Origin of the sequence: Myxococcus sp. AS-1-15, assembly GCF_020037055.1 — a bacterium.
GTDB classification, from domain to species: Bacteria; Myxococcota; Myxococcia; order Myxococcales; family Myxococcaceae; genus Myxococcus; species Myxococcus fulvus.
The window spans coordinates 109,891-135,808 of sequence record NZ_JAIQDF010000004.1; the positions used below are offsets into that span (position 1 = coordinate 109,891).

The 25,918-nt window shown below is 70.3% G+C and carries 27 protein-coding genes; 10 read left to right on the forward strand and 17 right to left on the reverse strand.

Going from position 1 to position 25,918, the window contains the following annotated elements:
- Positions 1-48: 48 nt before the first annotated feature.
- From K8625_RS13545 to K8625_RS13580, 8 genes are all read right to left on the reverse strand, one after another.
- On the reverse strand, positions 49-684 hold the full coding sequence (locus K8625_RS13545) for a hypothetical protein (RefSeq protein WP_223782958.1): 636 nt from the start codon (positions 682-684) through the stop codon (positions 49-51).
- Between the two features lie 160 nt (positions 685-844).
- Positions 845-1,267: a hypothetical protein gene (locus K8625_RS13550; RefSeq protein WP_223746840.1), complete on the reverse strand. Its 423-nt coding sequence runs from the start codon at positions 1,265-1,267 to the stop codon at positions 845-847.
- Positions 1,268-1,297: 30 nt separating this feature from the next.
- Positions 1,298-1,972, reverse strand: coding sequence for an STAS domain-containing protein (locus K8625_RS13555; protein WP_223782959.1), 675 nt, complete (start codon positions 1,970-1,972; stop codon positions 1,298-1,300).
- A gap of 21 nt (positions 1,973-1,993) precedes the next feature.
- Positions 1,994-2,482 carry an STAS domain-containing protein gene (locus K8625_RS13560; protein ID WP_223782960.1) on the reverse strand — a complete coding sequence of 163 codons (489 nt, stop codon included), beginning with the start codon at positions 2,480-2,482 and terminating at the stop codon, positions 1,994-1,996.
- Complete coding sequence (locus K8625_RS13565) at positions 2,479-3,054, reverse strand: SpoIIE family protein phosphatase (RefSeq protein WP_223782961.1); 576 nt, start codon at positions 3,052-3,054, stop codon at positions 2,479-2,481. Before K8625_RS13565 ends, K8625_RS13560 begins: the two co-directional genes overlap by 4 nt.
- Positions 3,045-3,734 (reverse strand): ATP-binding protein, encoded by a 690-nt coding sequence (locus K8625_RS13570; RefSeq protein ID WP_223783167.1) that lies wholly within the window; start codon positions 3,732-3,734, stop codon positions 3,045-3,047. The genes K8625_RS13565 and K8625_RS13570 overlap by 10 nt, the downstream gene beginning before the upstream one ends.
- Complete coding sequence (locus tag K8625_RS13575) at positions 3,731-4,189, reverse strand: ATP-binding protein (protein WP_223782962.1); 459 nt, start codon at positions 4,187-4,189, stop codon at positions 3,731-3,733. The genes K8625_RS13570 and K8625_RS13575 overlap by 4 nt, the downstream gene beginning before the upstream one ends.
- Positions 4,190-4,461: 272 nt before the next feature.
- A complete protein-coding gene (locus K8625_RS13580; RefSeq protein WP_223782963.1) occupies positions 4,462-5,298 on the reverse strand; it encodes a class II glutamine amidotransferase in 837 nt (278 codons plus the stop codon).
- 200 nt (positions 5,299-5,498) lie between these two features.
- On the opposite strand from K8625_RS13580, the gene dnaK reads away from it, so the two are divergent.
- From dnaK to K8625_RS13595, 3 genes are all read left to right on the forward strand, one after another.
- Entirely contained in the window at positions 5,499-7,106 is a 1,608-nt protein-coding gene (dnaK, locus tag K8625_RS13585; protein ID WP_046712988.1) for a molecular chaperone DnaK, read from the forward strand.
- A 1,419-nt stretch (positions 7,107-8,525) separates the two neighbouring features.
- On the forward strand, positions 8,526-9,287 hold the full coding sequence (locus tag K8625_RS13590) for a J domain-containing protein (protein ID WP_223746834.1): 762 nt from the start codon (positions 8,526-8,528) through the stop codon (positions 9,285-9,287).
- Between the two features lie 21 nt (positions 9,288-9,308).
- Entirely contained in the window at positions 9,309-10,076 is a 768-nt protein-coding gene (locus K8625_RS13595) for a CvpA family protein (RefSeq protein WP_223746833.1), read from the forward strand.
- Here the strand turns inward: K8625_RS13595 and clpX are convergent.
- Positions 10,066-11,142, reverse strand: a complete 1,077-nt coding sequence (gene clpX / locus K8625_RS13600) for an ATP-dependent Clp protease ATP-binding subunit ClpX (protein ID WP_046712986.1) — start codon at positions 11,140-11,142, stop codon at positions 10,066-10,068. The genes K8625_RS13595 and clpX overlap by 11 nt on opposite strands.
- A gap of 227 nt (positions 11,143-11,369) precedes the next feature.
- Here clpX and speA point away from each other — a divergent pair, with 227 nt between their 5' ends.
- Positions 11,370-13,376: a biosynthetic arginine decarboxylase gene (gene speA / locus K8625_RS13605; RefSeq protein ID WP_046712985.1), complete on the forward strand. Its 2,007-nt coding sequence runs from the start codon at positions 11,370-11,372 to the stop codon at positions 13,374-13,376.
- Between the two features lie 78 nt (positions 13,377-13,454).
- Here speA and K8625_RS13610 read toward each other — a convergent pair whose 3' ends face one another.
- From K8625_RS13610 to K8625_RS13625, 4 genes are all read right to left on the reverse strand, one after another.
- Positions 13,455-13,982, reverse strand: a complete 528-nt coding sequence (locus K8625_RS13610) for a hypothetical protein (RefSeq protein WP_223746832.1) — start codon at positions 13,980-13,982, stop codon at positions 13,455-13,457.
- 105 nt (positions 13,983-14,087) lie between these two features.
- Positions 14,088-14,522, reverse strand: a complete 435-nt coding sequence (locus tag K8625_RS13615) for an OsmC family protein (protein WP_223746831.1) — start codon at positions 14,520-14,522, stop codon at positions 14,088-14,090.
- A 91-nt stretch (positions 14,523-14,613) separates the two neighbouring features.
- Entirely contained in the window at positions 14,614-14,883 is a 270-nt protein-coding gene (locus K8625_RS13620; protein ID WP_223746830.1) for a hypothetical protein, read from the reverse strand.
- 12 nt (positions 14,884-14,895) lie between these two features.
- Complete coding sequence (locus K8625_RS13625; RefSeq protein WP_223746829.1) at positions 14,896-15,366, reverse strand: Rrf2 family transcriptional regulator; 471 nt, start codon at positions 15,364-15,366, stop codon at positions 14,896-14,898.
- An 82-nt stretch (positions 15,367-15,448) separates the two neighbouring features.
- On the opposite strand from K8625_RS13625, the gene K8625_RS13630 reads away from it, so the two are divergent.
- The 3 genes from K8625_RS13630 (at position 15,449) to K8625_RS13640 (ending at position 18,421) form a co-directional block, all read left to right on the forward strand.
- Complete coding sequence (locus K8625_RS13630; protein WP_046712980.1) at positions 15,449-16,267, forward strand: PHP domain-containing protein; 819 nt, start codon at positions 15,449-15,451, stop codon at positions 16,265-16,267.
- 133 nt (positions 16,268-16,400) lie between these two features.
- Complete coding sequence (locus K8625_RS13635; protein ID WP_223782964.1) at positions 16,401-18,074, forward strand: arylsulfatase; 1,674 nt, start codon at positions 16,401-16,403, stop codon at positions 18,072-18,074.
- A 122-nt stretch (positions 18,075-18,196) separates the two neighbouring features.
- The gene (locus K8625_RS13640; RefSeq protein WP_223782965.1) at positions 18,197-18,421 is read left to right on the forward strand and encodes an amphi-Trp domain-containing protein; all 225 of its coding nucleotides are present in this window, start codon (positions 18,197-18,199) and stop codon (positions 18,419-18,421) included.
- Positions 18,422-18,513: 92 nt separating this feature from the next.
- On the opposite strand, the gene K8625_RS13645 is transcribed toward K8625_RS13640, so the two are convergent.
- Positions 18,514-19,050: an NYN domain-containing protein gene (locus K8625_RS13645; RefSeq protein WP_223782966.1), complete on the reverse strand. Its 537-nt coding sequence runs from the start codon at positions 19,048-19,050 to the stop codon at positions 18,514-18,516.
- A 171-nt stretch (positions 19,051-19,221) separates the two neighbouring features.
- Entirely contained in the window at positions 19,222-20,787 is a 1,566-nt protein-coding gene (locus tag K8625_RS13650; protein ID WP_223782967.1) for a methyl-accepting chemotaxis protein, read from the reverse strand.
- A 248-nt stretch (positions 20,788-21,035) separates the two neighbouring features.
- On the opposite strand from K8625_RS13650, the gene K8625_RS13655 reads away from it, so the two are divergent.
- Both K8625_RS13655 and K8625_RS13660 read left to right on the forward strand, forming a co-directional pair.
- Positions 21,036-21,407: an NADH-quinone oxidoreductase subunit A gene (locus K8625_RS13655; RefSeq protein ID WP_046712976.1), complete on the forward strand. Its 372-nt coding sequence runs from the start codon at positions 21,036-21,038 to the stop codon at positions 21,405-21,407.
- A 6-nt stretch (positions 21,408-21,413) separates the two neighbouring features.
- Positions 21,414-21,977 carry an NADH-quinone oxidoreductase subunit B gene (locus tag K8625_RS13660; RefSeq protein ID WP_046712975.1) on the forward strand — a complete coding sequence of 188 codons (564 nt, stop codon included), beginning with the start codon at positions 21,414-21,416 and terminating at the stop codon, positions 21,975-21,977.
- An 83-nt stretch (positions 21,978-22,060) separates the two neighbouring features.
- Here K8625_RS13660 and K8625_RS13665 read toward each other — a convergent pair whose 3' ends face one another.
- Complete coding sequence (locus tag K8625_RS13665) at positions 22,061-22,537, reverse strand: PaaI family thioesterase (protein ID WP_141326249.1); 477 nt, start codon at positions 22,535-22,537, stop codon at positions 22,061-22,063.
- The gene (locus K8625_RS13670; protein ID WP_223746827.1) at positions 22,419-24,557 is read right to left on the reverse strand and encodes a sulfatase-like hydrolase/transferase; all 2,139 of its coding nucleotides are present in this window, start codon (positions 24,555-24,557) and stop codon (positions 22,419-22,421) included. The genes K8625_RS13665 and K8625_RS13670 overlap by 119 nt, the downstream gene beginning before the upstream one ends.
- Positions 24,558-24,681: 124 nt before the next feature.
- Here K8625_RS13670 and K8625_RS13675 point away from each other — a divergent pair, with 124 nt between their 5' ends.
- Positions 24,682-25,914 carry an adenylate/guanylate cyclase domain-containing protein gene (locus tag K8625_RS13675; protein WP_370640332.1) on the forward strand — a complete coding sequence of 411 codons (1,233 nt, stop codon included), beginning with the start codon at positions 24,682-24,684 and terminating at the stop codon, positions 25,912-25,914.
- Positions 25,915-25,918: the final 4 nt, after the last annotated feature.

Below are 25,918 nucleotides of genomic sequence, written 5' to 3' on the forward strand. Positions count from 1 at the left end.
GCGATGGACGAGGCGCTCGCCCCAACGCACAGGGGCGAGCGCTTCACGTCACTGGATGACGAACGAGCCCACGTAGTCGTTCGTGTACCCCAGCGGGCCCTGGCCGCCGTTCATGTACCAGCCGTCGTTCAGGTAGATGCCGATGAACCAGTACGACGCGTAGACCAGGTAGGTGCCCGCCGACAGGCCGTACGTGTGGGTGACCTCCTGCTCATGCGCGATGACGCAGTTGTCGTGCGAGTGGTGCGTCTGGTGCGTCTTCACCAGGTTGCCTAACGTGTCGTAGATGTAGAAGTTCACCTTGGTGCTCGGCGCGACGACGCCGCTGAAGGTGAGCGAGCCGCCCGGGCTCAGCGGGCTGGTGTAGCTCATCGACACGTAGCTCGACTGCCGGCACCAGTCCCTGGGGCGCCCGTAGGCCAGCGGGTACAGGGGGATGTTGGCGTTGATGTAGACGGGCGGCGTGGTGTTCTGCACCGTGCTGATGGTGACGGGCGTGGAGCCTCCGCCGCAGCCACCGCAGCCACCTCCCCCCGGATCCTCCTCTCCGGGGTCCGGGAGGGGCGGGAGCTCCTGCACGCTCGTGTCGAGCGAACCGGGCGCATCCTCCGGCGGGGGCTCTCCGCACGCGGTGAGCAGGGAGGTGAGGCACAGCGAGGCAAGGGCCGTACGCAACAGCTTCATGGGGTTCATCTCCGGGCTGACGCTGGCGCGCCTGTCGCGCCAGGACGCGGGACAGGTTCGGCGCCTTCGCGCCGCTCCCCCCTCGTTCACCTGGAGGTCGGCACCCGGGGATTTTCTTTGCATCGGGGCGTGACGATTTTCTTCCACCCCCCTGCCCCGCTCAGGAGGCGCGGGAGACCGCCTGCGCCCGCGCGCGGAGGTCCGCCACCCAGGCGCGGGCCTGGTCCTCCGTGTCCACCATGCCGAACGGCGCGCTCCGCGTCCGCCCCAGCAGCAGGGAGGCGCGGCCCATCATGTTCGCCATGGTGCGCAGCGAGAAGCTGGCGCCGAAGATGACGGTGCCGGCGAAGGGCATCACCTCCGGCGTCTCGCTCAAGATGCGGCGCGCCTCGGAGGTGATGCTCGAGGTCCGCCGCGAGTCATTGATGAGATAGAGCGTGGGGTGCGTCCCGCGCAGCTCCTCGGCCACGCCGGCCAGGTCATGGATGAGCTTGACGTCGAACGGGCCCACGTTGACGAGCCGCACGATGTCCGGCGACTCGAGCCACACCTTGCTGTCACCGAACGTCCACATGCGAACCATGTCGTGTCTCCTCCAGCGGCCGCGAGGGCTTCAGCGGTGGGGGCCCGCGCCGCGGCGGCCATTCAGGTGCAGGAAACAGTCGCGCAGGCCTTCCTTGAGGCTGCCGAGCGTCTTCACCTCCCGCAGGTCCACGCCAATCTGGACCAGCGTCTGCGCAATCGCCGGGCGGATGCCCGTCACCACGCAGTAGGCGCCGAGCAGCCGCGCCGAGCCCACCATCTTGATGAAGTGGTTGGCCGTCATCGTGTCCACCACCTCCACGCCGGTGATGTCGATGATGACGCAGCGGGCCTTGCCCTGGACCACGCGGTGCAGGAGCCGCTCGGTCATCTCCATGGCGCGCTGGGTGTCCACCACGCCGACGATGGGCAGCGTGAGGATGTCGTCCCACAGCTCGATGATGGGCGTGGACAAGTCCCGGATGGCGTCGCGCTGCCGGTCGATGGTGGACAGCTTCTCCTCCAGCTCGCGGTGGCTCGCCGCCAGGCGCGTGAGCGCCTCCTCGTGCTCGCGGCGGGTGGAGGCCAGCTCGCGCACGAAGATGTTGAGCGTCTCCTCCAGCGCCGCCAGCTCGTCCTGCTCGCGGATGTCGATGGTGGTGCGCGCGGAGGAGAACTCCCCCACCGAGATGAGCGACAGCACGTCGATGATGCGGCCGATGCGCTCGGGGGCGATGGACAGCGGAGCGGACGGGGTGTGGCTCATGGCGCCTCCTTCGGACGACGGTCAGACGACGGTGCGCGGGGACGCCGGGGCGACAAGGCCGAGCATCTCGTCGGCCAGCCGCTGCGCCTGCTCCCGCTCGGACTCCTCCGTGCGCGCGCCCACCGCGCGGACGCCGAGCAGCGCCAGGCCCTCCTCCAGCCCCAGCGCCGTCTCCACGCCGTCCAGCTGGATGCCCATGCTCTGCAGCGTGAGCGCCACGTCCGCGCCCATGCCGCACAGCACGGTGCGCGTGCCCATCAGCCGGGCCGAGCCCGCCAGCCGCGCCAGCACCGCGCACAGGTGGCTGTCCACCAGCCACAGGCCGGAGATGTCCACCACCATCCCCCTGGCGCCGGTGCGCTGGATGTCGCGCAGCACGTCCGAGCAGAGCTGCGCGGCCTGCGCGTCGGTGATGTCGCCCTGCAGGGGGACGATGAGCTGTCCCCACAGGGGGATGATGGGGATGCGCGACAGGTCACGCGAGGACAGGGGGGATTCGGGGTGGCTCATGAAGGCTCCACGTCCGCCACCAGGACGGTGGCGTCATCGGTGGCGCGGCCGAAGCGCTCCAGGAGCACCGCGCAGGCCGCGTCGGGGGGCTGGTCGCGGACCTGCTCCAGGTCCAGGCGGAAGCTCAGCCCGTCTGAGAAGAGGACCAGCCGGTCCTTGGGCAACAGCGGCGTGGACACGGTGCGCAGCGTCCGGAACGACTGGCCCAGGATGCCCGGCGTGGGGAGCACCGGCACCCGCGTGCCCAGCGTGCGCAGCTCCACGTTGCCCACGCCGGCGGCGTGCAGGACGCTCCCGTCGAACAGGGCCAGCATCACCGCGGAGCCCCGGCCGTGCTTGAGCGCCACGTGCAGCGCGGCCACCAGCTCCTCCACCGAGGACGTCAGCGGCATCCGCGTCAGGCACTGCGTGGCGGCCGCCGTCGCCAGGGCCGCGGCGGGCCCGTGGCCCAGCGAGTCCACCACCGCGAGCAGCGTGACGCCCGACCCGGAGCGCACCACCACGCCGTCGCCGTTCTCCACCTCGCCCGGCTTGGGCCGCGTCAGGTGGGCGACGGCGAGCCTCACAGCCACACCTCGAACTCCACCTGGGTGCCAGCGGGGCCGGTCTTCACCTCGAACCTGTCCGCCAGCCGCTTGACGCCCAGGATGCCCAGGCCCATGCCCGTCTTGCTCCGGTAGGTGCCGGACAGCACGCGCTCCAGCTCGGGGATGCCCTTGCCCTGGTCCTCGGCGCGCACGCGCAGCAGCTTGCGCGGCGCCTGCACCGGGATGAGCTGGATGGTGCCGCCGCCGGCATAGGACACCTGGTTGCGCGCCAGCTCGCTCACCGCCGTCGCGACCTTCTGGCACTCGTAGCCGCGGCCGCCCATGGCCTCGCACAGGGCGCGCGCCGCGAGCCGCGCCTGGCTGGCGTCCGCCTCCGTGCGAACCTGATACGTCGTGGGCCGCGCCTCCACCGGAGCGCTGGACGTCGCCGAGGGCTGGCGCAGCCCCAGGCCGCTGGGCACGGCGGCCGTCGCCAGCAGCGCCTTGAGCCGCGCGGACAGGTCCGGCCGCCTCGACGGGTCCACGAAGTGCCGCGTGGCCGGCTCCAGCGCCTCGATGACCCGGGGCAGCTCCGCCGTGCCCAGCGTGTCCGCGCTCAACCGCAGCGGCTCCAGCGTCCCCCTGAGCACGAGCCTCGCGGCGGTCTCCGACATGAAGTGCTGGAGGACACCGAGCAGCTGCGAACTGGTCCCACCACGACTCACCACGGCTTGCTTGCCTCCAGCTTCATGCGCTTGCGTGCGAACACTTCCAGGCCCCCGCCCTCGCGGTTGGACACGCGGACCTCGTCCGTCAGTCGCCGCACCGCCGCGCCGCCCTCGCCCAGGCTCTCTCCGGGCAGCGGCCCGGGCCGGCCCGCGCGCCCCAGGAAGAGCCGCTCCGGCTCCGCCATGCCCGGGCCCCTGTCGCGCGCGCGGATGCACAGCCAGCAGTCCTCGCGCCACAGCTCCACCGTGCCGCCCACCCGCGTGTGGCGCACCAGGTTGGTGGCCAACTCGCTCACCACCACCGCCACCTCCGCGCTGGACGCCGCCGACAGCCCCGACTCGCGCGCGAAGCGCCGGCTCAAAGAGGCCGCCACCACCGCGTCCACGGGATGTCGGACGGTCACCGACAGGTGCGGGTCCAGCGAGGCGGAGGCAGGCAGAGGCGACGGCAAAGGGCTCGTTCCCGGAGTAAATCCCTTGGGATTACGCGGGTATGAGGCAACGAATCCCGAAGCCTTGTAAAGCGGTTCACAATCCACCCATGGATTGGGCTTCCGTTCTCTGGAAGAGGTGTCTAGAATCCAGGGTTTTTGCTTTTTCGCTTCCGGGCTTCACCGGCTTCGGCCAGGAAGCGCTGGGATTTCCCCGCTCGGCCCCATCGCGACGGGGCGCGGAGGACCCACGCGCCCCGAGCGGGACTGCGAGCGAGAGGGCGACTCCGGGCTCAGTGGCCCTGGAGCAGGTGGACCTGCAGGTCCAGGCCCACGGCGAGCGTGGTGCCGCGAGGCAGCTCCACCCAGCTGCCGGGGCGCTGGAGGTGGCTCGCCACGACGACGGTGCGACGACGGCGGTGCGCGCCGACAGCGGGCTGGCTCTCCGGGGTGCTCGCCGTCACGCCGCAGGGCTCGCACTCCGCTCCGCCCTCCAGCCGCGAGTAGTAGAGCGGCTCCTCGCCGCAGCGGCTCGCCACGAGCAGGAGCCCGTTGGTGGCCACCAGGTTGAGCGTGGAGGCGCGGGGGATGCCCAGCTCCATGGAGCGCTTGACGACCTCGCGCGCGGTGTCCGCCAGGAGGCGTCCGGCGACCTGGGGCTCCAGGCGCGGATCATCCGTGCGGCCGACGTCGCGCAGCTGACGCAGGAAGAGCGCGAAGAGGACCTCGCTGTCGGTGCCGCCGCGCACCTGACGCTGGAGGTGCTCGGGGAGCGAGGCCATCAACGGCCCACGGAGCTGCTCGAACCCGCTGATGGCGCCCTGATGGGCGAACAGCCACCGGCGCGAGCGGAAGGGTTGGGTGTTCTCCTCGAGCGACGCGCCCAGGGGCAGCCGGCCCGCGTGGAACAGGAGCGCTTCGGACTCGGTGGGTGGGGCGAGCGACTCCAGCGAGGGAACCTCCTCCATGTCGGCGAGCCGCCGCAGCAGGACCTCGTCCTGGGCATACGCGCCCACCCCCATCGCGTTCGCTCGAGGCTCCGTCTGGACGAGCACCTGCCCGGCGAGCCGGGAGAGCTCGCACCTCAGCAGGTTCGGGTCGGACGTGAGGGCGGCGAGGACGACGGACATGAGGGAGAACTCCTTTGCTTCATAGATAATGACGTCCCCTCCCCCCCTCAAGCCAGCGAGCCCGTCCCCTTAACAGCCCGCTAAGTGCCTGAAATGGCTGGGGTTTACATTGAACGAACATTGACACGTCGTTGGGAGGCTCCTAACCTCCGGGCGCTTCACCGACGGCCTCGGGCTTCGAGACCTTCACCGGAGATGGAATGTCGGACGACATCGCAATCGGCATCGACCTCGGCACGTCGTACTCGTGCGTGTCGGTGGTCCAGGACGGGCAGCCCATCGTCATCCCCAACGAGTGGGGTGAGACGACGCATGCCTCCTGCGTGTCCTTCCTCGAGGACGGCTCGGTGCTGGTGGGCAACGCCGCCAAGAAGAACATCATCACCAGCCCCGAGACGACGGTGTACTCGGCGAAGCGGCTCATCGGCCGGTACTACTTCTCCGATGAGGTGAAGAAGGCCCAGGCGGTGATGCCGTACCGGATCGTCGAGGGCGAGAACAACTCGGTGCGCATCGGGGTGCGCGAGCGCGCGTACTCGCTGCCGGAGATCTCCGCGCTGGTGCTCAAGGAGATGAAGGCCGTCGCGGAGACGTACCTGGGCCGCGAGGTGACGAAGGCCGTCGTCACGGTCCCCGCGTACTTCAACGACAACCAGCGCCAGGCGACCAAGGACGCGGGCCGCATCGCGGGGCTGGAGGTGCTGCGCATCCTCAACGAGCCCACCGCGGCGGCGCTCGCGTACGGCTTCGGCCGGGACGTCAACCAGCGCGTCGTCGTCTACGACCTGGGCGGCGGCACGTTCGACGTGTCCATCCTGGAGATCGGCAAGGACGTCTTCGAGGTGCTGGCGACGGCGGGTGACACGTACCTGGGCGGCGACGACTTCGACGACCGCATCATGACGTACCTGGCGGACGACTTCCTGAACAAGACGCGGCTGGACCTGAGGCAGAACAAGTTCTGCCTGCAGATGCTCAAGGAGGCCGCGGAGAAGGCGAAGATCGACGTGGGGCAGACGGGCTCGGCGGACATCCTCTGCCAGGGCATCTGCCAGGACGCGCAGGGCAACGTGATGGACCTGCGCAACACGCTCAACCAGGACCAGTTCAACAAGATGGTGATGGACCTGGTGCAGCGCACGTTCAAGGTCTGCGACGAGGCGCTGCAGAGCGCGCGGCTGACCGCGGCGGACATCGACGCGGTCATCCTGGTGGGCGGGCCCACGCGGCTGCCCATCATCCGCAACTCGGTGAAGCACTACTTCCAGAAGGCGCCGCTGGAGGGAATCAACCCGGACCAGGTCGTGGCGATGGGGGCCGCGCTCCAGTCGCACGCGCTGCTCGACAGCAAGACGGAGACGTTCCTGGTGGACGTCACGCCGCTGACGCTGCGCATCGGCACGGTGGGTGGGTACACCGAGAAGATCATCGACAAGAACACGCCGGTCCCCATCGACCGCTCGAAGGCGTTCACCACCAGCCGTGACGGGCAGGAGAAGGTGAAGATCCGCGTGTACCAGGGCGAGTCCAACCGAGCCGACGAGTGCGAGATGCTCGGCGAGTTCGAGTTCGCGGGCTTCCGCATCGGGTATCGCGGTGAGGTGAAGATCGAGGTCACCTTCGAGATCAACACCGACGGCCTGGTGAACGTGTCCGCGTGCGACACGGAGACGGGTCAGAAGACGTCGACGACGATCACGCTGTCCTCGGGCATGTCCGAGGCGGACATCCAGAAGTCCATCCAGGCGAACCGGAGCACGCGGCTGGCTGGGCACAACAACTCCGACCTGCCCGCCGTGGCCCAGTAGACGAGCGCGATGTCCGAGCCTACCGATCCCAGCTCCGGCAAGCCGCCGGGAAGCCCGCCCGGGACACCGGCGGCTCCCTCGCGACCGGCCATTCCACGGATGACGGCGGCCTCGCCGGTACCGCCCACGCCCGCCCCCGTGGCGAAGCCTCCGGCGGCGCCTGGCGCGCCGGTGCCCCCGGGTGCGAAGCCTCCGGGCGTCGCGGCGCCGGCCGTGCCCCAGGCCCAGCGGCCCACCGTGTCCATCCCCGCCGTCACCGCGCCGGTGCCCCAGCGGATGAGCGCCACGGGGATTCCCGCGGTGGGCGCGCCCGCGTCCACGACGTCCGCGGGTGCCCGGCCCACCGTGGCCGCGATCCCCGCCATCGGTGCGCAGCCCGCGCGCCCGGCCACGCCCCCTGCCCCCGGCGTCCCTCCACCGGCGCCCCGCGTCCCGGGTGTCGCGCCCATGACACCGGCGCCCGTGGCGCCACCTCGCGCGCCGGGAGCCGGCCCTGCCTCGGGTGCCGTGCCGACGGTGGCGCCCGCTGGCGTGCCCGGCCTCGGCACGTCTGCCGTGCCGACGGTGGCGCCCGCTGGCGTGCCCCGTGCTCCGACAGGCACTCCGCAGCCCCCCGCGCCCGTGGCTCCTCCTCGCGCGCCCGGCGTCGGGACGGGTGCCGTGCCGACGGTGGCGCCCGCGGGAGTGCCCCGTGCCGCGGTCGGCACACCGCCGACGCCCGCGCCCATCGTTCCTCCTCGCGCGCCTGGCATCACGGCCGGTGCCGTGCCGACGGTGGCGCCCGCGGGAGTGCCTCGTGCTCCGGTCGGCACTCCACCGACGCCCGCGCCCGTCGCGGCATTGATCCCTCCTCCTCCGCCCGTCCAGGCTGTTGCCTCGTCTCCCGGAGCCATCGTTCCGCCGCCTCCGCCCGTCGCAGCCGGAATGCCTCCGCCGCCGCCGGGCTCAGGCCCCGCGCCGAGGGCCACTCCGGTCGGACTGACGCCGCCGCCTCCTCCAGGCTCGGGCCCCGCTCCGAGGGGAACCCCTGTCGGGCTGACGCCTCCGCCGCCCCCCGATTCTGGCTCCGCGCCGCGAGGGACTCCCGTCGGACTGACGCCGCCGATGCCCCCCGGCTCGGGCCCCGCTCCGAGGGGAACTCCGGTCGGACCGACGCCGCCGACGCCAGCTCCCGTCGCGGGCGCACCTCGCGCGGCGCCCGCGAACCGTCCTCCCTCGGGAGCCGTTCCCGCCATCTCCCCGGTCGTTCCGCCCATCGCGCCGGCGGTGCCCTCCATCGCTCCGGCCACGGGCGCCCCGGCCGCGCCGCGCGGTCCGGCCCTGACGCCGCGCCCGCCTCCGACGCTCGCCGTCGGGCAGGTCGCCCCACCGCCGCCTCCACCCTCGGTCCCCGCGAATCGCCCCGGCGCCCGGCCCACCATGTCGCTGCCGGCCATCGCGCCGTCGGACCTCTCGCCGCGGCCTCCCGTCCCAGGCATCCCGCCGGTCACCGCGCCCCGCGTGCCCGCCGTCAGCCCTCTGGTCCCGTCCGTGGCGCCGATGACGCCGCCGCCCCCGCCACCGGGCGCGCTGTCACCGCCTCCTCCGCCGAGCGCCGCCAAGGGCCCGGGTCTCGACGAGCACCAGCTCGCGGACCTCGCGTCGCGCTGCGCGAAGCTGGAGCAGCTCGACTACTTCGAGGTGCTCCTGCTGGAGCGCACGGCCACGCCCGCGGACATCAAGAAGGCGTTCTACCGGGAGAGCCGCACCTACCACCCGGACCGCTTCTTCCACATCACGGACAAGCAGCTCAAGGAGCAGGTCCACGAGCTCTACAAGCGCGTCACCGAGGCCTACTACGTCCTGCGCGACGACACGAAGCGCAAGAAGTACGTCACCGACGTGACGGGCCCCGAGCGCGCCCAGAAGCTGCGCTTCACCGAGGCCTCCGAGGCGGAGACCAAGGCCGCCGCCAAGAAGGAGCAGGAAGAACAGATCGGCACCCACCCCAAGGGCCGCCAGTTCTACCAGCAGGCGCAGAAGGACATCGACGCGGGCAACTGGTCCGCCGCCGAGCGCAACCTCAAGATGGCCCTCACCTACGAGCCCTCCAACGCGCGCTACAAGGAGAACCTCGCGGAGGCCCAGAAGCGCCTCCAGGAAGAAGCCAAGGGCAAGGGCGACTCGTTCAAGATCCGCTGACGCCCCGCGCCCCGACTCGCCATGGTCATCGACCTCGTCATCCTGGGCCTGGTGCTGTTCTTCGGCATGATCGGCGCCTTCACCGGCGCCTCCCGTCAGGTCGCCAACTGGGTGGGGCTGGCGCTGGGCTACTTCGCGTCGCGCAAGCTGGGGCCGCTGCTCGCCCCCCGGTTCGCCGAGGCCGTGGACGGCCCGCTCGTCGTGGGCCTCGTGCTGGGCACCGCGCTCCTGTTCGTCTGCGTCTGGCTCACGGTGCGCTACGCCCTGGGCGCGCTGCTCGCGCGCTTCCTCGCCACCGGAAAGGACAACGAGGACCGGAGCATCGACCGCCTCCTGGGCTTCATCCTGGGCGCGGCGAAGACGGCCGCCTTCGCGTGGTTCGTCCTCAGCGCCATGTCCTTCTTCGAGCAGCACGTGGTCATCGCCGGCAAGCGCGTGGGCGTGTCCCCCAAGGACTCGCTCGCCGTGTCCGCCGCGCGCCGCTACAACCTCTTCGAGATGAGCCAGTTCGCCCCCATGGAGGACATGGTGGCGGTGGCCCGCGCCAGCACGGACCCCGAGCGCGCCCAGAAGCTCAAGAACGACCCGGCCTACAAGGCCCTGCGCAAGGACCCGCGCTTCCAGCGCCTGCTCCAGGATGACCAGGTGAAGCAGGCGCTGGCCCGGGGTGACACCGCCGCGCTGCTGCGCAACGACCTGGTCCTCCAGCTCATCCAGGACCCGGACATCGCCGCGAGGCTGGGCGCCGCCGCCCAGGCCTCGGAGCGTGACGCGGACGTCACACGTTGAGCTCCACGGCGTCCAGCGTCGCCAGCCTCGGGCGCACGTAGTCCGCGTCCACCTTCACCTGCCGACGCCGCCGCTCGGGGGCCTCGAACATGATGTCCGCCATCACGTGCTCCAGGATGGAGCGCAACCCGCGCGCCCCCAGCCCGCGCGCCACCGAGTAGTGCACCACCTCGCGCAGCGCCCCGTCGTCGAAGTCCAGCTCCAGCTCGTCCATGGCGAGCAGCTCGCGGAACTCGCGGATGATGGAGTCCGGCGGCTCGGTGAGCACGCGGATGAGGTCCGCCTCGCCCAACAAATCCAGCTGCACCACCACCGGCAGGCGCCCGAGGAACTCCGCCAGCATGCCGAACTCCACCAGCTGCTTGGTGCCGATGCGCTTCTTCGCGCGCCGGAAGCTCTCGTCCGCGCCGAAGCCCAGGGGCCGTCCCCCGCCGGGCTCGTCCCCGTAGTCATGCAAGTCACTGAACGTGCCCGCGCAGATGAAGAGGATGTCCCGGGTGTCCACCTGGACGAAGTCACTCTTGTTCCACGCCTGCGTGACGTTCAGGGGGACATAGACCTCGCGCCCCTCCAGGAGCTTGAGCAGGCCCTGCTGGACGCCCTCGCCGCCGATGTCGCGGCTGCCCGCGCCGTTGCGAGCCCCCTGCGAGCGCCGGGCGATCTTGTCCACCTCGTCCACGAAGATGATGCCCCGCTGCGTGTCCTCGACGGAGTGGTTCGCCTTGAGCAGCAGGTCGGAGATCATCACCTCCACGTCCTTCCCGTAGTAGCCGGCCTCCGTGTACTCGGTGGCGTCCACCGTGGTGAACGGAACGTGGAGGATTTCCGCCAGGTTGCGGGCGATGTGGGTCTTCCCGCTCCCCGTGGGGCCGATGAGCAGGATGTTGGATTTCTTGATGAGGGACTGACGGCGCAGGCGTCGGGCCTGCACCCGCTTGAGGTGGTTGTGGGCGGCGATGGCCACCGCGCGCTTGGCGGCGTCCTGGCCGATGACGTACCGGTCCAGTCGCTCGTAGATCTCCCGAGGGGTCAGCGGCGCTTCTTCCCTACGTGCGGACGACTCCATGTACCCTTCCCTTCTATCCACGCGTCCTCCCGACACTCCGGACAAAGGGTAGGAATCGGATGGAAGGTCCGCCCGCCAGGACAGGGGCCCCAGCGGGACGTCTGCCTGGCCGCTCGCTCCACTTTCAGGCGGCTGTTGAATGCCGGGGGGCTTTCCTATAGTTCCCGCGCCCCTCCACTGTTGACTGGAGTCCACCCTCTCTCTTCCCAGGGAGCCTCGAACCGCCGATGCCCGCAAACGCCCCTCCGCACCGCTGGACCCTCGCTGACGCGCACGAGCTCTATGGAATCCGGAACTGGGGCTCGCCCTACTTCGGCATCAACGACAAGGGTCACGTCTGCGTCCACCCGGACGGGCCCCAGGCCCCCAGCATGGACCTAAAGGACCTGGTGGACGAAGTGCGCCGCCGCGGCATCGGTCTGCCGCTGCTGCTGCGCTTCACGGACGTGCTGCGCCACCGCGTCGTCCACCTCAACGAGGCCTTCCGCAAGGCCATGGCCGACCAGGGCTTCAAGGGCGGCTACCGGGGCGTCTACCCCATCAAGGTGAACCAGCACCGCTACGTGGTGGAGACCATCATCGAGGCGGGCAAGGGCTACAACTACGGCCTGGAGGCCGGCAGCAAGCCCGAGCTGATGGCGGTGATGGCGCTGTTGGAGAACGAGGACGCGCTCGTCATCTGCAACGGCTACAAGGACGAGGAGTACATCGAGACGGCGCTGTTCTATTCGCGCCTGGGCCGCAACGTCATCCTCGTGGTGGAGAAGCCCAGCGAGCTGCCCCTCATCGCCGAGGTGGCGCGTCGCACGGGCATCACCCCGCGGCTGGGCATGCGCGTGAAGCTGTCCACGCGCGGCGCCGGCAAGTGGGAGGCCAGCGGCGGAGATCGCTCCAAGTTCGGCCTGTCCTCCTCCGAGCTGATGAGCTGCATCGCCTTCATGAAGGACACGGGCCTGTTGCCCGCGTTCGAGCTCTTGCACTTCCACCTGGGAAGCCAGATCTCCAACATCCGCAACGTGAAGAACGCGCTGCGCGAGGTGGGCTGCTTCTACGTGGAGGTGGCGCGGCAGGGCGCGCCGCTGAAGTACCTGGACGTGGGCGGCGGCCTGGGCGTGGACTACGACGGCTCCCAGACGAACTTCGCCTCCTCCATGAACTACACGACGGAGGAGTACGCCAACGACGTGGTGTTCGGCGTGATGGAGGCGTGTGACCGGGCCGGCGTGCCGCACCCGACGCTCGTCTCCGAGTCGGGGCGCGCCGTCGTCGCGCACCACGCGGTGCTGGTGGTGGACGTGCTGGGCACCAGCGAGTTCGACCCGGCGCAGCTGCCGGACAAGGTGGACGACAAGGCGCCCTCCGTGGTGCGCAACCTCCTGTCCACCTTCCGCGAGGTGACGAACAAGAACCTGCTGGAGGCGTGGCACGACGCGCAGGACGCCAAGGAGGAGAGCCTCACCCTCTTCTCGCTGGGCCACCTGTCGCTCGAGCAGCGCGTGGCGGCCGAGAACATCTACTGGGCCACCTGCCACAAGATCATGCGCATCGCGAAGGAGGCGGGCGAGATCCCGGAGGAGCTCGAGTCGCTGGAGAAGGCGCTGAGCGACACGTACTTCTGCAACTTCTCCGTGTTCCAGTCGCTGCCGGACTCGTGGGCCATCGACCAGCTGTTCCCGATGATGCCCATCCACCGTCTGGCGGAGAAGCCGACGCGCCGCGCGACGCTGGCGGACATCACCTGCGACTCCGACGGGAAGATCGAGCACTTCATCGACAAGCGCGAGGTGAAGGACGCGCTGGAGCTGCACGCGCTCAACGACGACGACTACTACCTGGGCATCTTCCTGGTGGGCGCGTACCAGGAGATCCTCGGCGACTTGCACAACCTCTTCGGTGACACGCACACCGTGCAGGTGTCGCTGGCGCCCAACGGGGGCTACCTCATCGACCACGTCGTCGCGGGCGACACGGTGACGGAGGTGCTCAACTACGTCAGCTACAACAAGGACGACCTGGTCGCCCGGCTGCGCAAGTTCACGGAGATGGCCCTGCGCCAGGGCCGCATCTCCCTGGACGAGTCGCGCACCCTGCTGCGCATGTACGAGGACGGCCTGTCCGGTTACACGTACCTGGAGCGCGGCGTGGACGCGAGCTTCGCGGGCAGCGCCAGCCAGCTGCGCCTGGTGCCGCAGCCGGACGCCACCCGGCCTCCGGTGTCGCCCTCGGGCACCTGACGCCCCTGCCGTGACAGGTGACTGAAGCCCCCACGCCCTCCGCCGCGAAAGCGCCGGGGGGCGTGGTGTCCGCGGCCCTCAGTAGCTGGCGATGGGCGTCTCGCCCGAGCCGAACGCCATGGGCTCGTCGGCGAAGGCCACGTCCGAGGCGCGGGCCCTCAGGCGCTGGAGCGCGGCCTTCTGCAGCTCGCCTCGGGCGATGAGCGACTCGAAGTCGAACGGCGCGAGCCGCGTGTCCTTCCGCTGGAGTCGCGCCAGCGTGGTCCACAGGGACAGCCGCCCCTCGGTGGCGGTGCACAGCCCCTCCAGCTCCACCAGCCGACTCAACGGCGAGTAGCGCACCCAGGAGCCGTTGAGCTTCAGCCGGGCGGCCTTCTCCACCACCCACGCGACGCGGGACTTGAGTGGATCTCTTCGCAGCTCCAGCGCGCCCATCACCGCCTCGAGCATGCGCTGGTCCTCGCGCAGCTCCGGGACGAGGGTGGCCAGGAAGTGGCCCACGAGGTTGCTGTGGTTCTCCGACTCGGTGCGCCGGGCCAGCTCGATGCCGGCCACGGAGCCCGCGTGGTGGTCGTTGAGGTAGATGCCCAGGCGCTTCGCGTCCATGCCCCTCTCCGGGTTGGGAGTGCCGTCGTGAAGACTCTTCACGACGAAGCCCCCTGGCAGCGAAGGCCAGGAGGCTCCCGTGCACACCGAGCGGGCGGGCGCTCTTCAGTCCGGGTAGCTGAACGTCATCGGCAGCTTCAGCTCGGGGTGGAGGCTGCGCGCCACCGGACACTCGCGGCCCACCTGCTCCAGCCGGGCGCGGTGCTCGGCGGACAGGCCCGCGGGCATCTGCAGGTCCACGACGAGCTCACCGATGCGACGCGGCGGCGGCGTCATGCGCTTCTCCACGCGGCCGCGAATCTCGCCCAGGGAGATGCCCTCTCGCGAGGCGAACAGGTGCATCGTCGTCACCGCGCAGGCCAGCAGCGCGGCGCCCACCAGGTCCGTGGGGGAGAAGCTGCCGCCGGTGCCGCCGTTGTCCCGGGGGGCCTCCGTCTGCAGCTCCGTGGTGGACGGGCCGTGGGTGAGCTTCGTCTTGAACTGGGGGTGGCTGACCAGGGTCATCACCACGCCGGTGGCGGGGGGCTGTTGCTGGCTCATGTCGGTCTCTCCTCGGGCCGGGTGACTTCGGGGGCGCTCCACTCACGGGGCGCTCCAGCAGCTTCATCATCCACGGCGCGAGGGGGCGCGCCTACTTGTTCCGCTTGCCGCGGCGCGCGGACTTCCGCTCGGGGGCGGGCGCGCTCAGCAGCCGCTCCCGCACGGCCTCCGGGGACAGGTCCCCGGTGTCCGCCACCACACAGGAGACGTACGCCAGCTCCGCGAGGGCCCGGCGGGCGCGCTCGCGCTCGGCGGAGTCCTTGGAGCCCAGCGCGTCCGAGGCCGCGGCCACGTAGCTGCTGGCGAGCGACTCGAAGAGGTACACCCGGTTCTCGATGCTCGACTCGGATTTCTTGGCCATGGGCCGGGCAGTCTAGGCCCGCGCGGCCAGGGACAGCGAGTCGGCGGGCGGCGAGCCCTTCAGCTCTGTCATCGCCAGACGGTCCAGCGTGGTGGAGCGGTACACCTCCAACATCCGCTGCTGGCCCAGCTTCCACACGCCGTACATGGTGCAGCTCCCGGTGGCCCGGCAGCCGTCATGCTGTGTGTCCTGGCAGACGTTGACGTTGACGGGGCCTTCCACCGCCTCGATGACGTCCAGGAAGGTCACCTCCCGTGCGGGGCGCGCCAGGGCGTAGCCACCGTGGGCGCCGCGGGTGGAGCGCACGAGCTTGCGCGAGAGGAGGACCTTGAGGATCTTGGCGAGGAAGTCCTCGGGCACGTCCATGCGCCGGGCAATCTCCCGGAAGGGGACCATGCGCTCCAGCGGCTGAGAGGCCAGGAAGGTCATGGCCCTCAGTCCGTATTCAATCTTCCGGGAGATCTGGAGTGGGTGCTGCGGCATCGCCCTTGACGTGGCTCGTGGTTTGAAGAAGAGCCTAGGTCGCGACAGTGCGGCTTTCAACCGCTCGCCCCTGGAGACCGATGTGATCGACCTGCACTCCCACACCACCGCCAGCGACGGGCAGTACACGCCCACGCAGTTGCTCGAGCGCGCCCGGGCCGCGGGCGTGACGGTGTTGTCGGTGACGGACCACGACACGGTCGCGGGGCTCGCCGAGGCGAAGGCCGCCGCGCTCGCGAACGGCGTGGAGCTGGTGCCCGGCATCGAGATCTCCGCCTTCGTGCTGGGCCGCGAGGTGCACATCCTCGGGCACTTCGTGAGGCCGGAGGACGAGGACCTCGCGCGCTTCGCGCAGCGGCTGCGTGGTGAGCGCGAGCAGCGGATGGAGGCGATGGTCGCGAGGATGCAGCAGCTGGGCTTCCCCGTCCGCATGGAGCACGTGCGCGCCATCGCCGGTGACGCGCAGCTGGGGCGGCCGCACCTGGCGCGCGTGTTGGTGGACCAGGGTTGGGCGGTGGACATGAAGGCCGCGTTCGACCGGTTCCTGGGGACGCGGGGCATGGCGTGGGTGGAGCGCTTCAAGCTGGACGGCGCGGACGCCATCCGTCTCATCCGCAAGGCGGGCGGGACGGCGACGCTGGCGCATCCGGGCTCGTCGAAGGTGGAGCGCATGGAGCTGCGCGAGCTGGTGAAGGCGGGCCTCGCGGGGCTGGAGGTGCTGCACGCGGACCACAACCCCGCGCTGAAGCAGAAGTACCTGGCGCTGGCGAAGGAGCACGACCTGGTGCCGACGTCGGGCAGCGACTTCCACGGCGAGGCGGTGTCGGCCGACCACAAGCTGGGCAGCGCCGCCATGCCGCCGGAGCTGTTCGCGAAGCTGCGCTCGCGCGCCACGGCCTGAGCCCTCGGGCTGAAGCGCCGCTCGCTCGCGCGCCTGGGCCAGCCCCGCGGACGACGTCGGCCTCCACCCTCCTCCTCACCTTTGCCACGGGCCGGACGGAGTCCACCGACGGCGGGCGATGGGGAGCAGGCACATGGCATCCAGCGGGAAATCCAAGAGCAACGGCAATGGCAACGGCAACGGGCACGGCAAGCAGCCGGCGCGCAAGCCCAACATCCTGGTCATCTGGGGCGATGACATCGGCCTGTGGAACATCAGCGCCTACAACCAGGGGATGATGGGCTACCGCACGCCCAACATCGACCGCATCGCCCGTGAGGGCGCGCTGATGACGGACTGCTACGGGCAGCAGAGCTGCACCGCGGGCCGGGCCGCCTTCATCACCGGCATGAACCCGCTGCGCACGGGCCTGACCACCATCGGCATGCCGGGCGCGGACTACGGCCTCCAGGACTCCGACCCGACCATCGCGGAGATGCTCAAGCCGCAAGGCTACGTGTGTGGCCAGTTCGGCAAGAACCACCTGGGGGACTCGAACCGCTACCTGCCCACGGTGCACGGCTTCGACGAGTTCCACGGCAACCTCTACCACCTCAACGCGGAGAACGAGCCCGAGTGCCCCGACTACCCGAAGGATCCGGCGTTCAAGGAGCGCTTCGGTCCGCGCGGCGTGCTGCACTGCTGGGCCACGGACCGCGATGACCCGACGGAGGACCCTCGCTGGGGCCGCGTGGGCCGCCAGAAGATCGAGGACACGGGCCCGCTCACCAAGAAGCGCATGGAGACAGTGGACGAGGAGTTCCTCAAGTCCTCGCTGTCCTTCATGGAGCGCGCGGCGAAGGACGACAAGCCGTTCTTCATCTGGCACAACACCACGCGCACCCACGTGTGGACGTTCCTCCAGGAGAAGTACCGCAACAAGACGGGCAAGGGGCTCTACGCGGACGCGATGACGGAGCTGGACGACCACGTGGGCGTGCTGCTCGCGAAGCTGGATGAGCTGGGCATCGCGGACAACACCATCGTCGTGTTCTCCACCGACAACGGCGTGGAGAAGATGGGCTGGCCGGACGGTGGCAACGCGCCCTTCCGGGGCGAGAAGGGCTCCACGTGGGAGGGCGGCGTGCGCGTGCCCTGCGTGGTCCGCTGGCCGGGCGTCATCGAGCCGGGCACCGTCATCAACGACATCTTCGCCCACGAGGACTGGATGCCCACCTTCGTCGCGGCGGCGGGCGGCCCCGAGGACCTGGTGGAGAAGTGCAAGGCGGGTCACACGGTGGGGAAGAAGAAGTTCCGCGTCCACCTGGACGGGTATGACCAGCGCGGCCTGCTCGCGGGCAAGGAGCCGGGGCGGCGGCACGAGTTCATCTACGTGCTCGACAGCGGCAACCTCGCGGCGGTGCGCTACGACGACTGGAAGGTCATCTTCAGCTACCAGGACGGCCGGGGCCCGGACATGTGGTTCAGCGGCAAGCGCTTCAATCCGGCGTGGCCCTACCTCGTCAACCTGCGCTCGGACCCGTTCGAGGAGGGGCTCTTCTCCGGCTTGTACACGCAGTGGTACGGCGAGCGGATGTTCCTCTTCGTCCCGGCGCAGGTGCTGGTGAAGCGGTTCGCGGAGAGCCTCATCGACTACATCCCGAGCCAGGCCCCAGGCAGCCTCAGCGTCGGCAACTTGAAGGAGCGGGTGAAGGAGAAGATCAAGGAGGCCCAGCGCGACGACCGCACCGAGGTCGGCGACCAGGTGATGTCGCTGGCCAACGAGGTGGAGCAGGCGCTGCACCGCTTCCAGCAGAGCCACGCCTGAGCGGACGCTTGCCATGAGGGCCCGTGAAGCCACCGTGCTTCACGGGCCCTCCCGTGTCGCGGGCCCGTTTTCCGACAGGCCCGGAGTTCGACGGTGCGGGACCTCGCTGGCAGGATGGGGCGATGGCCAAACGACCCGAGCGAGACATCGAGAAGACGTACCCGCGCGCGCAGTTCGTCGCAAAGCTGCGCCGGCTGGCGGACGCGATGGAGAAGGGCAAGGCGTTCAGCATCCAGGTGGCCGGCGAGCGGCTGCACGTGCCCGCCGACGCGTACTTCAGCGTCGAGCACGAGCGAGAGGGCGCCGTGGACGAGCTGGAGCTCCAGGTCCGCTGGAAGCGCGAGTAGCCCTCAGCCGCCACAGCACCGATGGCGGCTCTGGGCATTGGCTCGCGTGATGGACGATCTCGCACCAACGGAGCACGGCAGCTGCCCTGCCCCTAATATGCGAGGTGGCGAAGGTGAGGATCGAGCGAGGTGAACTTGGTGCAGACTTTCTTGAGATCGGTAGCCGCGTGTGCCCAGAACACCACGTACACCTTGAACCCATCCTTCACGAGGTCCTCGACCGCCGGCGCAAAGTCGGAATCCCCTGCGATGAGCACAATCTCATCCTTCAACTTGTCGATCTTCGTGTAAGCGTCACGGATCATGTCCTTCACGATCGACGTATCGACCTTCTTTTCGGTGTTCGTGTAGACACTCCGGTCATAAACGACCGTCTTGAACCCCGCCTTTTCCGCGATCTTCCACAACGAGTCATTCGGCGGCGGCCTTGACCCGTAAAGATTCGCGCAGCCGTCTCTCGTCGCGCCTGAAAAATCATACAAGCGCCCGAAATCGAGTGCGTAGCCGTAGTCCTGGATGAGTGCCTTGTGAGCGTCCCAAATATTCAGGGCAAGCCCCTTCTCAACCGCACTGACAAACTTGCCCTCAATGAAAACGTTCGAATTATCCACATAGACAAAGCTAGCCATACCGTTAGGTCTCCTTTGAGAAACACACGACGGACGAACAGGCCTTTTCGACCTGACACGCAAAGTGCAAGAGGGATGAACAGAGCGCAACTGGTGTAGTTCCCACGGGTTAGGCCTTGCAGCCCATCAGAGAAAAATCCGTCTGGAACCGAACAGAAGGACCTACAACACCTAGCCGCGCGTCGTCTTGAAGCGGGTGGTGACGGTGGTGAGCCCCTCCGCCACCGCCTGCAGGTCCTGGGCGATGCGGGTGGTGCGCCCGGTGGCGTCCACGCCCTGCTTCACCAGCTCCGCCACGTTGCGAGCCCCCTGCACGGCCTGCTCGCTGGACTGACGCTGCTGCCGCGTCGCGATCGTGATCTGGCGCGCCGCCTCGCTCGTCCCACGCGCCAGCTCCACGATGCGCTGGAACACCGAGGACGCCTGCTCCGCGACCTCGACGCCGCGATCACTCGTCGCCATGCCCACGCGGGCCTTCGACGCGGCCTCCTCGCCGGAGTCCTGCACCTTCTCGACGATGCGGCCGATGTCGCGCGCGGACGCGGACACGTTCTCCGCCAGCTTGCGCATCTCCGCGGCCACCAGCGAGAAGCCCCGCCCCACCTCGCCCGCCTTGGTGCCCTCCAGCGCCGCGTTGAGCGCGAGCAGGTCCGAGCGCTCCGCCACCTGGTTGATGACGTGGGCGATCTTCGACACCTGCTGCAGGTCCTGGTTGAGGCCGACGATGGCGTCCGCCACGCCCTTGGACTCGGTGCGGATGTCGTTGATGCCCGCCACCACCTGCGCGACCACGGCCATCGCCTCGGCCACCGCCTCGTGCGTGCGCCGGGCGCTCGACTCCACCACCTCCGTGGAGGAGGAGATCTGCTCGGCCGTGCGGCTCAGCTCCTCGAACGTCGCGGCGATCTGCTGCGCGTAGGCCGCCTGCTGGCTGATGACGTGCTCCTGGTCCGCGGATGCGCCCAACAGTCCCCGCGACGCACCGGAGAGCTGCTCGGTGCGCGACACCAGCTCCAGCACCGTGATTCGCAGCGTGCCGAGCATCTTGTTGAAGGACTCCGCCATCAGCCGGACCTCGCCCGTCGCGGGCACGTCCAGCTCCATGCGCGACACATCGCCCCGTGCCACGTCCCGCACCACCTCCGTCACCTGCGACACGGGGTCGACGATGGTCCTGCCGATGAGCACTGCCAACAGGAGCCCCAGGCCCAGCGCGCCCACCAGCCCCACCACCACGGAGCCCTTGAGCTCCGTGACGGACGCCGCCGCCTCGTCCAGCCCCAGGCCCACGACATAGGTCCGCTCGCCGCTCGCGCACCGCAGCGACACCTCGCGCAGGCCGATGAGCGACGTGACGCAGCCCTCGAGCACCCGGAGCGTCGGCCCCCGCGCGTGCTCCGGCAGCCGCGCCAGCGACGCGTACACGGGGCGACCGTCCGGACCGAGCAGTCCCTGGTAGCTCACCGTGAAGCCCGCGTCGCCGTCCGCGTCACGCGCCTCCACCCGCGCGAGCACCGTCTCCAGCCGCGCCTGCGCCTCCCGCGAGCCGTCCCACTGGAGCACCGCCGGATGCTGCGCCACCAGGGAGCCCAGCACCCGGGCGCGCTTCTGGAGCAACTCCAGCGACACCTCGCGCTGTCGGGCGGAGAAGTTCCAGATGCACAGGCCCATCACCGTGAGGCAAGGCACCAGCACCGCGATGGCCACCTGCATCCGCAAGCCGAGCCGGCCCCACATGCCCTCTTCCTCTCCCCAAGTGCAGCGCTGATCGCCCGCCTGCGCGGGCCGCACGACGGTAGGCGTCCGTCCCCGGGAGCGTCAAACGCGCCTCCCGCCAGGGCCACCCGAGGGGACATCCGCCAGCCCCCTGCCCGCCCCGGCGGGGACAAGCCGCGCTTTTCGTCGTCATCTCAAGGGGTTGCGGCGCCCAGCAGGGGACTTTCCCTTTGACATGCGTGAGCGGGTGTCATTAGGTTCCGCGCGCGATGACTCCCTCTCCCCTCTCGCCCTATCTGCCCCTGGCGGTGGTGCTGCTGCTGGCCGGCATCATGGGCGTCGCGATTCCTTTCATCACCTCGCTGCTGGGCCCCAAGCGCCCGAGCGCCATCAAGTCGACCGCCTTCGAGGCCGGCTCCGAGTCGAGCGGCCCGGCACGTCAGCGGTTCGCGGTGAAGTTCTACGTCGTCGCGCTGTTGTTCATCGTGTTCGACGTCGAAGCGGTGTTCATGTACCCCTGGGCGGTGAACTTCCAGGCGCTCGGTTGGTTCGGGTACATGGAGATGCTCGTCTTCGCGGTGACCCTCGTGGTGGGGCTCATCTACGTGTGGAAGAAGGGCGCCCTGGATTGGGAGAGCTGAACCATCATGGCTGATGCAGACATCGCTCCAGTGCTGACGACCCGCCGCGACGAGGCCATGGGCTTCTTCCAGCGGATGGTCTCCAAGGGCCTGGGTTGGGCCCGCAAGTACTCGCTGTTCACCTACCCGTACGCCACCGCCTGCTGCGGCATGGAGTACATGTCCGTGGCGGCCAGCCGTCACGACATCGCGCGGTTCGGCGCGGAGTTCCCGCGCTTCTCGCCCCGGCAGGCGGACCTCCTGATGGTGGTGGGCACCATCAACCTGAAGCAGGCGCCCATCCTCAAGCGCGTCTACGAGCAGATGACCGAGCCCAAGTGGGTCGTGTCGTTCGGCGTGTGCGCGTCCTCGGGCGGCTTCTACGACAACTACGCGGTGCTCCAGGGCATCGACCGCATCCTCCCGGTGGACGTCTACATCCCCGGCTGCCCGCCCCGCCCGGAGCAGGTGCTGGACGGTCTCATGCTGCTCCAGGACAAGATCGCCAACCAGGTCCACCGCATCGCCGACCGCGAGCAGCCCAACCCCACCGCGGCCCGGCACGACCTGCTCATCTCCATGGGCAAGTAGTCCACCCGAAGCCCACGAAGTCCCCCTGGGGCCCCGCGTGCCACCCTCTCGAAGGGCGGCGTCGGGGCCCCTGGTTTTTGCGCTCACCAGCGGTGGTACGCGGGGTGGCCCTCCTTCACCGCGACGAAGGTGCCCCGGCACAGCGCCGTCACCTTGCCCCCCGCGGTGAGGGTGCCTTCGATGACCGCGCGGTCGCCCTTGATCTCGACGGGCTTCGCCTCCAGCCGCACCGGCCCCGACATGGGCGTGGGGCGCTTGAGGGTGATGGTGTAGTCGGCGGTGACGGTGCACGGCGGAGACGCCGCGCCCTGCGCCTTCATCAGGTGGTACGCCGCCGTCCAGTTGCAGTGACAGTCCAGCAGCGCGCCGATGATTCCGCCGTTGAGCACGCCGGGGAAGGCCTGGTGATGCTCGGAGGGCGTCCACTCGGCGACGACGAGCTCACCCTCCGCGCGGCTGCGGATGCGCAGGCCCTGGGTGTTGGCCGGGCCGCAGCCGAAGCAGCTGTTGTGAGGGGCGTACTGTTCCTGAAGGGACGGGGTGTCTGGGGTCGTCGACATGGCCCGCCACCTTACGCGAGTCCCCCGCCCCCGTCCGTCCCTGCACCGCGTCCAGCCATGCCTCCAACGCCAGCGCGTCCAGGCTCTCACAGTCCCCCGTGCACACGCGCAGCACGGAGCCATCCGCCCGAGGACGGTCCACCCACCAGCGCTGCCCGTCGTACGCGCCCCGGTCCTTCTCCAGCACCACCGCCGTGTGCGCCGTGTCGCTCAGCTCCACCACGCCATCCGGACGGATGCGGTACGCGTCGAACGCGCGCGGCGCCCCGGGCCAGTGCCCCTCGTCGAAGACCTCCGGCGATACGTGCGTGAAGCCCGTCTCCGCGTACAGCGCGAGCGGCGCCGCCGTCTCGCCACGGAGCAACGGCCCGAGCGACACGCCATCCGCGCCGCGCAGCGCGGGCAGGCCCGACAGCTCCAGCAGCGTCGGCCCCACGTCGACCAGACGCACCAGCGAATCGAGCGTGGCCGGCGTCGCGCCTCGACCTCCCGCGGGCTTCACCGCGAGCAGGATGCGGTTCTCCAGCTCCGACAGCCGGGCCCCGTGCACGGGCGTGGCGCCGGCGAGGTCCGGCCGGTCCTCGTGGAAGCTCTCGCCATGGTCCGACACCAGGACGATGAGCGCGTCGTCGTAGCGGCCCGAGCGGCGCAGCGCCTCCAGCATCAGCCCCACCTGCGCGTCCGCCTGGGCGATCAGCTCGTCGTAGAGCGCCTCCGCGCCCTCCCGGCTCCAGCCGCCCTTGGCCCCGGGCGACACCGGCGCGAAGTGCATGCGCAGCCGCCGCTCCAGCGGCTCGGACGCGGACACGAAGCGCCGATAGAACGGGTGCACCGGGTCCCCGGGGAAGTGCGCCGCGGTGGCGTGGAAGGCGAACAGCGTGGGCCCCTGCCCCGCCTCCTCGAGCAGCCGCGACGTCAGCCGCTCCGCGTAGCCCATGGGGTCGTGGATGCCCGCCAGCGCGCGGTTGTCGATGAACTCCGGCACCCACGCGGCGCCCAGCGCGTGGTCCGCGAACACGCCCAGCGCCCGGTAGCGCAGCTTCTCGAGGAGGAAGTTCACCGCCCCGCGTGGCGGCTGCAACCGGGTGGCGAAACCGGACGACGGCCCCTCGGCGTGGAAGCGCGAGCAGTCGGTGGCGAACACCGTGCGCCAGCCCGCGCGCGCGAAGGTCTCCGCGAAGGTGGGCTGCAGTTGCATCCGGGATTCCGCCGTCAGCGCGTAGCGGACCCCCGTCTCGTGCGGCCAGCGCGCGGTGAGCAGCGAGCGCCACGCGGGCTCCGTCTGCGCCACCGGCGTGTACGCCTTCGTGAACAACGTGGACTCCGCCACGAAGCGGTCCACATGCGGCGCCACCGCCCGCGTCCCGCCGAGGCTCGCGAGCCGGTCCGGCCGGAACGCGTCGATGCCGATGAGCACCACCAACGGATGCCTGCCACCGCCCACCCAGCCGCTCGCGCGCGTCGCGACGAACAGCGCCAGCCCACCCGCCAGCACCGCGCCGCCCAGCCGCGCCCTCCGCCTCCACGTGTCCTGCCGGTGGAGCCACACCCCGACGTGCAGCAGCGCGAGCAGCCCCGCCGCGAGCCTCGGGTGCCAGGGCTCGCCGTGGTCCACCAGCCACGCCAGCACCGGCCTCACCGCCGGCAGGTCATCGAACAACGCGGGCCGGGCGATGGCGCGGTCCCACACCAGCAGCAGCGCGAGCCCGAGCCACCCCGCCAGCGTGGCCAGGACGCCACCCCGGCCCCAGACGCGCGCGAGCCCCCAGGACACGGCAGCGAGGCCCATGCCCGCCACGACGTAGACGGCCGCCACTCGCGCCAAGAGCCCCGGGAGCACGGGTCGCACCGCCGCCGACAGCGCCGCATAGGGACCGTCCACCGGGATGTCCACGCCCACGAGGCCGGAGCGCAGAAGCCACCAGGTCTCCCCGGCGAACAGCGCGAGTCCCAGCCCCAGGCCCAGGGCGAGGCGCCAGACGAGCGGGCGGAGGGGGTGCGAGGAAGAGGACTCGACCATGCAGGGCGTGTATACCGCAATGAGAGAGGCCCGCGAGCCATGGCCCTTTCCGGCCCGGTAGGCGCAGCGCTCGCGGATGGGGGGAGCCCTGCGGCCCAACGCGCCAGAAGGCATCGAGGACTCGGTGAACCGCGCCCTCGACGGCGAGCGCCACCGCAACGCGCGCCAGCTCGCGTGGATCCGCTTCGTCGCCATCACGGTGATGTTCGGCATCTCCGCCACCCTGGGCCTCTTCGTGGGCAAGGCCGACTGGGCCGAGTACCTGGCCCCCCTGAGCGTGTACTGGCTGTGCACCGCGGGCGTGCTCGTCGCGGTGGCCCGCTCGCCCCGGGCCGTGCGCTGGGCGGGCCTGTCCGTGGCCTTCATCGACGTGCCCGCGGTGTACTGGCTCCAGAGCCACGCCATCCCCGTGTCCCCCTCCCCCGGGGGCGTCGCCGGCTTCACGCTCGGCATCTACGCGGTGCTGGTGCTGCTGGCCGCCCTGTCCCTGCGCAATACGGTGACGCTCGTCGTCACCGCCTTCGCCGCCGTCGCCGAGGCGGCCCTCCAGCACCAGGCCGGCATCGGCGTGGGCGCGCAGCTGGCCGCCGTCGTCATGCTCTCCGTGGCCGCCGCCGGCGCCCGCCACCTGCTCAACCGCATCCGCGCCCTGTCCGCCGCAGTCTCCGAGGAGGAGCTCAAGCGCGCCCGCCTGGGCCGCTACTTCGCCCCCGCCGTCGCCGAGCGCCTCCAGCGCCTCGCCTCCCCCGAGCCCGAGCTGCGCGAGGTCACCGTCCTCTTCGCCGACATCCGCGACTTCACCGCCATGAGCGAGCACCTGCCCCCGGGCGAAGTGGTGAAGCTCCTCAACGCCTACTACGGCCGCATGGTGGAGGTGGTGTTCCGCCACGGCGGAACGCTGGACAAGTTCATCGGGGACGCACTCATGGTGTACTTCGGCGCGCCCCTGGCCGACGCGGAGCACGCCTCCCGGGCGGTGCGGTGCGCGCTGGACATGGTGAGCGAGCTGGAGGGGTTCAACGCGGAGCGGGCCCTCCAGGGCGTCCCGGCCCTGCGCATGGGGGTGGGCATCCACACGGGCCCCGTGGTGCTGGGGAACATCGGCTCCACGGCCCGGCGCCTGGACTACACCGCCATCGGCGACACGGTGAACCTGGCCAGCCGCATCGAGGGGCTCACCAAGAAGGCCGGGGTGCCCGTCCTCGTGTCCCAGGCGACCCGGGAGCAGGCGGGAGCCCGGTTCGGCTGGGAGCCGGTGGGACAGGCCCTGGTGGCCGGCAAGAGCCAGCCGGTGGCCACCTTCGTCCCCCTGGCGGCGGGCCCCTCGCTGGCCCGGGGACCGGGCTCGGCGGCCTGATTTC

Excerpts from the sequence above, each read along its gene's own strand:
- clpX (WP_046712986.1), bottom strand. The coding sequence starts at position 11,142 with ATGGAGTCGTCCGCACGTAGGGAAGAAGCGCCGCTGACCCCTCGGGAG.
- K8625_RS13580 (WP_223782963.1), bottom strand. The coding sequence starts at position 5,298 with ATGTCCGTCGTCCTCGCCGCCCTCACGTCCGACCCGAACCTGCTGAGG.
- K8625_RS13645 (WP_223782966.1), bottom strand. The coding sequence starts at position 19,050 with ATGGCTAGCTTTGTCTATGTGGATAATTCGAACGTTTTCATTGAGGGC.
- K8625_RS13590 (WP_223746834.1), top strand. The coding sequence starts at position 8,526 with ATGTCGCTGCCGGCCATCGCGCCGTCGGACCTCTCGCCGCGGCCTCCC.
- K8625_RS13665 (WP_141326249.1), bottom strand. The coding sequence starts at position 22,537 with ATGTCGACGACCCCAGACACCCCGTCCCTTCAGGAACAGTACGCCCCT.
- K8625_RS13670 (WP_223746827.1), bottom strand. The coding sequence starts at position 24,557 with ATGGTCGAGTCCTCTTCCTCGCACCCCCTCCGCCCGCTCGTCTGGCGC.
- K8625_RS13640 (WP_223782965.1), top strand. The coding sequence starts at position 18,197 with ATGGCCAAACGACCCGAGCGAGACATCGAGAAGACGTACCCGCGCGCG.
- K8625_RS13555 (WP_223782959.1), bottom strand. The coding sequence starts at position 1,972 with ATGAGCCACACCCCGTCCGCTCCGCTGTCCATCGCCCCCGAGCGCATC.
- K8625_RS13610 (WP_223746832.1), bottom strand. The coding sequence starts at position 13,982 with ATGGACGCGAAGCGCCTGGGCATCTACCTCAACGACCACCACGCGGGC.
- dnaK (WP_046712988.1), top strand. The coding sequence starts at position 5,499 with ATGTCGGACGACATCGCAATCGGCATCGACCTCGGCACGTCGTACTCG.
- K8625_RS13550 (WP_223746840.1), bottom strand. The coding sequence starts at position 1,267 with ATGGTTCGCATGTGGACGTTCGGTGACAGCAAGGTGTGGCTCGAGTCG.
- speA (WP_046712985.1), top strand. The coding sequence starts at position 11,370 with ATGCCCGCAAACGCCCCTCCGCACCGCTGGACCCTCGCTGACGCGCAC.
- K8625_RS13650 (WP_223782967.1), bottom strand. The coding sequence starts at position 20,787 with ATGTGGGGCCGGCTCGGCTTGCGGATGCAGGTGGCCATCGCGGTGCTG.
- K8625_RS13660 (WP_046712975.1), top strand. The coding sequence starts at position 21,414 with ATGGCTGATGCAGACATCGCTCCAGTGCTGACGACCCGCCGCGACGAG.
- K8625_RS13560 (WP_223782960.1), bottom strand. The coding sequence starts at position 2,482 with ATGAGCCACCCCGAATCCCCCCTGTCCTCGCGTGACCTGTCGCGCATC.
- K8625_RS13595 (WP_223746833.1), top strand. The coding sequence starts at position 9,309 with ATGGTCATCGACCTCGTCATCCTGGGCCTGGTGCTGTTCTTCGGCATG.
- K8625_RS13545 (WP_223782958.1), bottom strand. The coding sequence starts at position 684 with ATGAAGCTGTTGCGTACGGCCCTTGCCTCGCTGTGCCTCACCTCCCTG.
- K8625_RS13655 (WP_046712976.1), top strand. The coding sequence starts at position 21,036 with ATGACTCCCTCTCCCCTCTCGCCCTATCTGCCCCTGGCGGTGGTGCTG.
- K8625_RS13615 (WP_223746831.1), bottom strand. The coding sequence starts at position 14,522 with ATGAGCCAGCAACAGCCCCCCGCCACCGGCGTGGTGATGACCCTGGTC.
- K8625_RS13620 (WP_223746830.1), bottom strand. The coding sequence starts at position 14,883 with ATGGCCAAGAAATCCGAGTCGAGCATCGAGAACCGGGTGTACCTCTTC.
- K8625_RS13625 (WP_223746829.1), bottom strand. The coding sequence starts at position 15,366 with ATGCCGCAGCACCCACTCCAGATCTCCCGGAAGATTGAATACGGACTG.
- K8625_RS13635 (WP_223782964.1), top strand. The coding sequence starts at position 16,401 with ATGGCATCCAGCGGGAAATCCAAGAGCAACGGCAATGGCAACGGCAAC.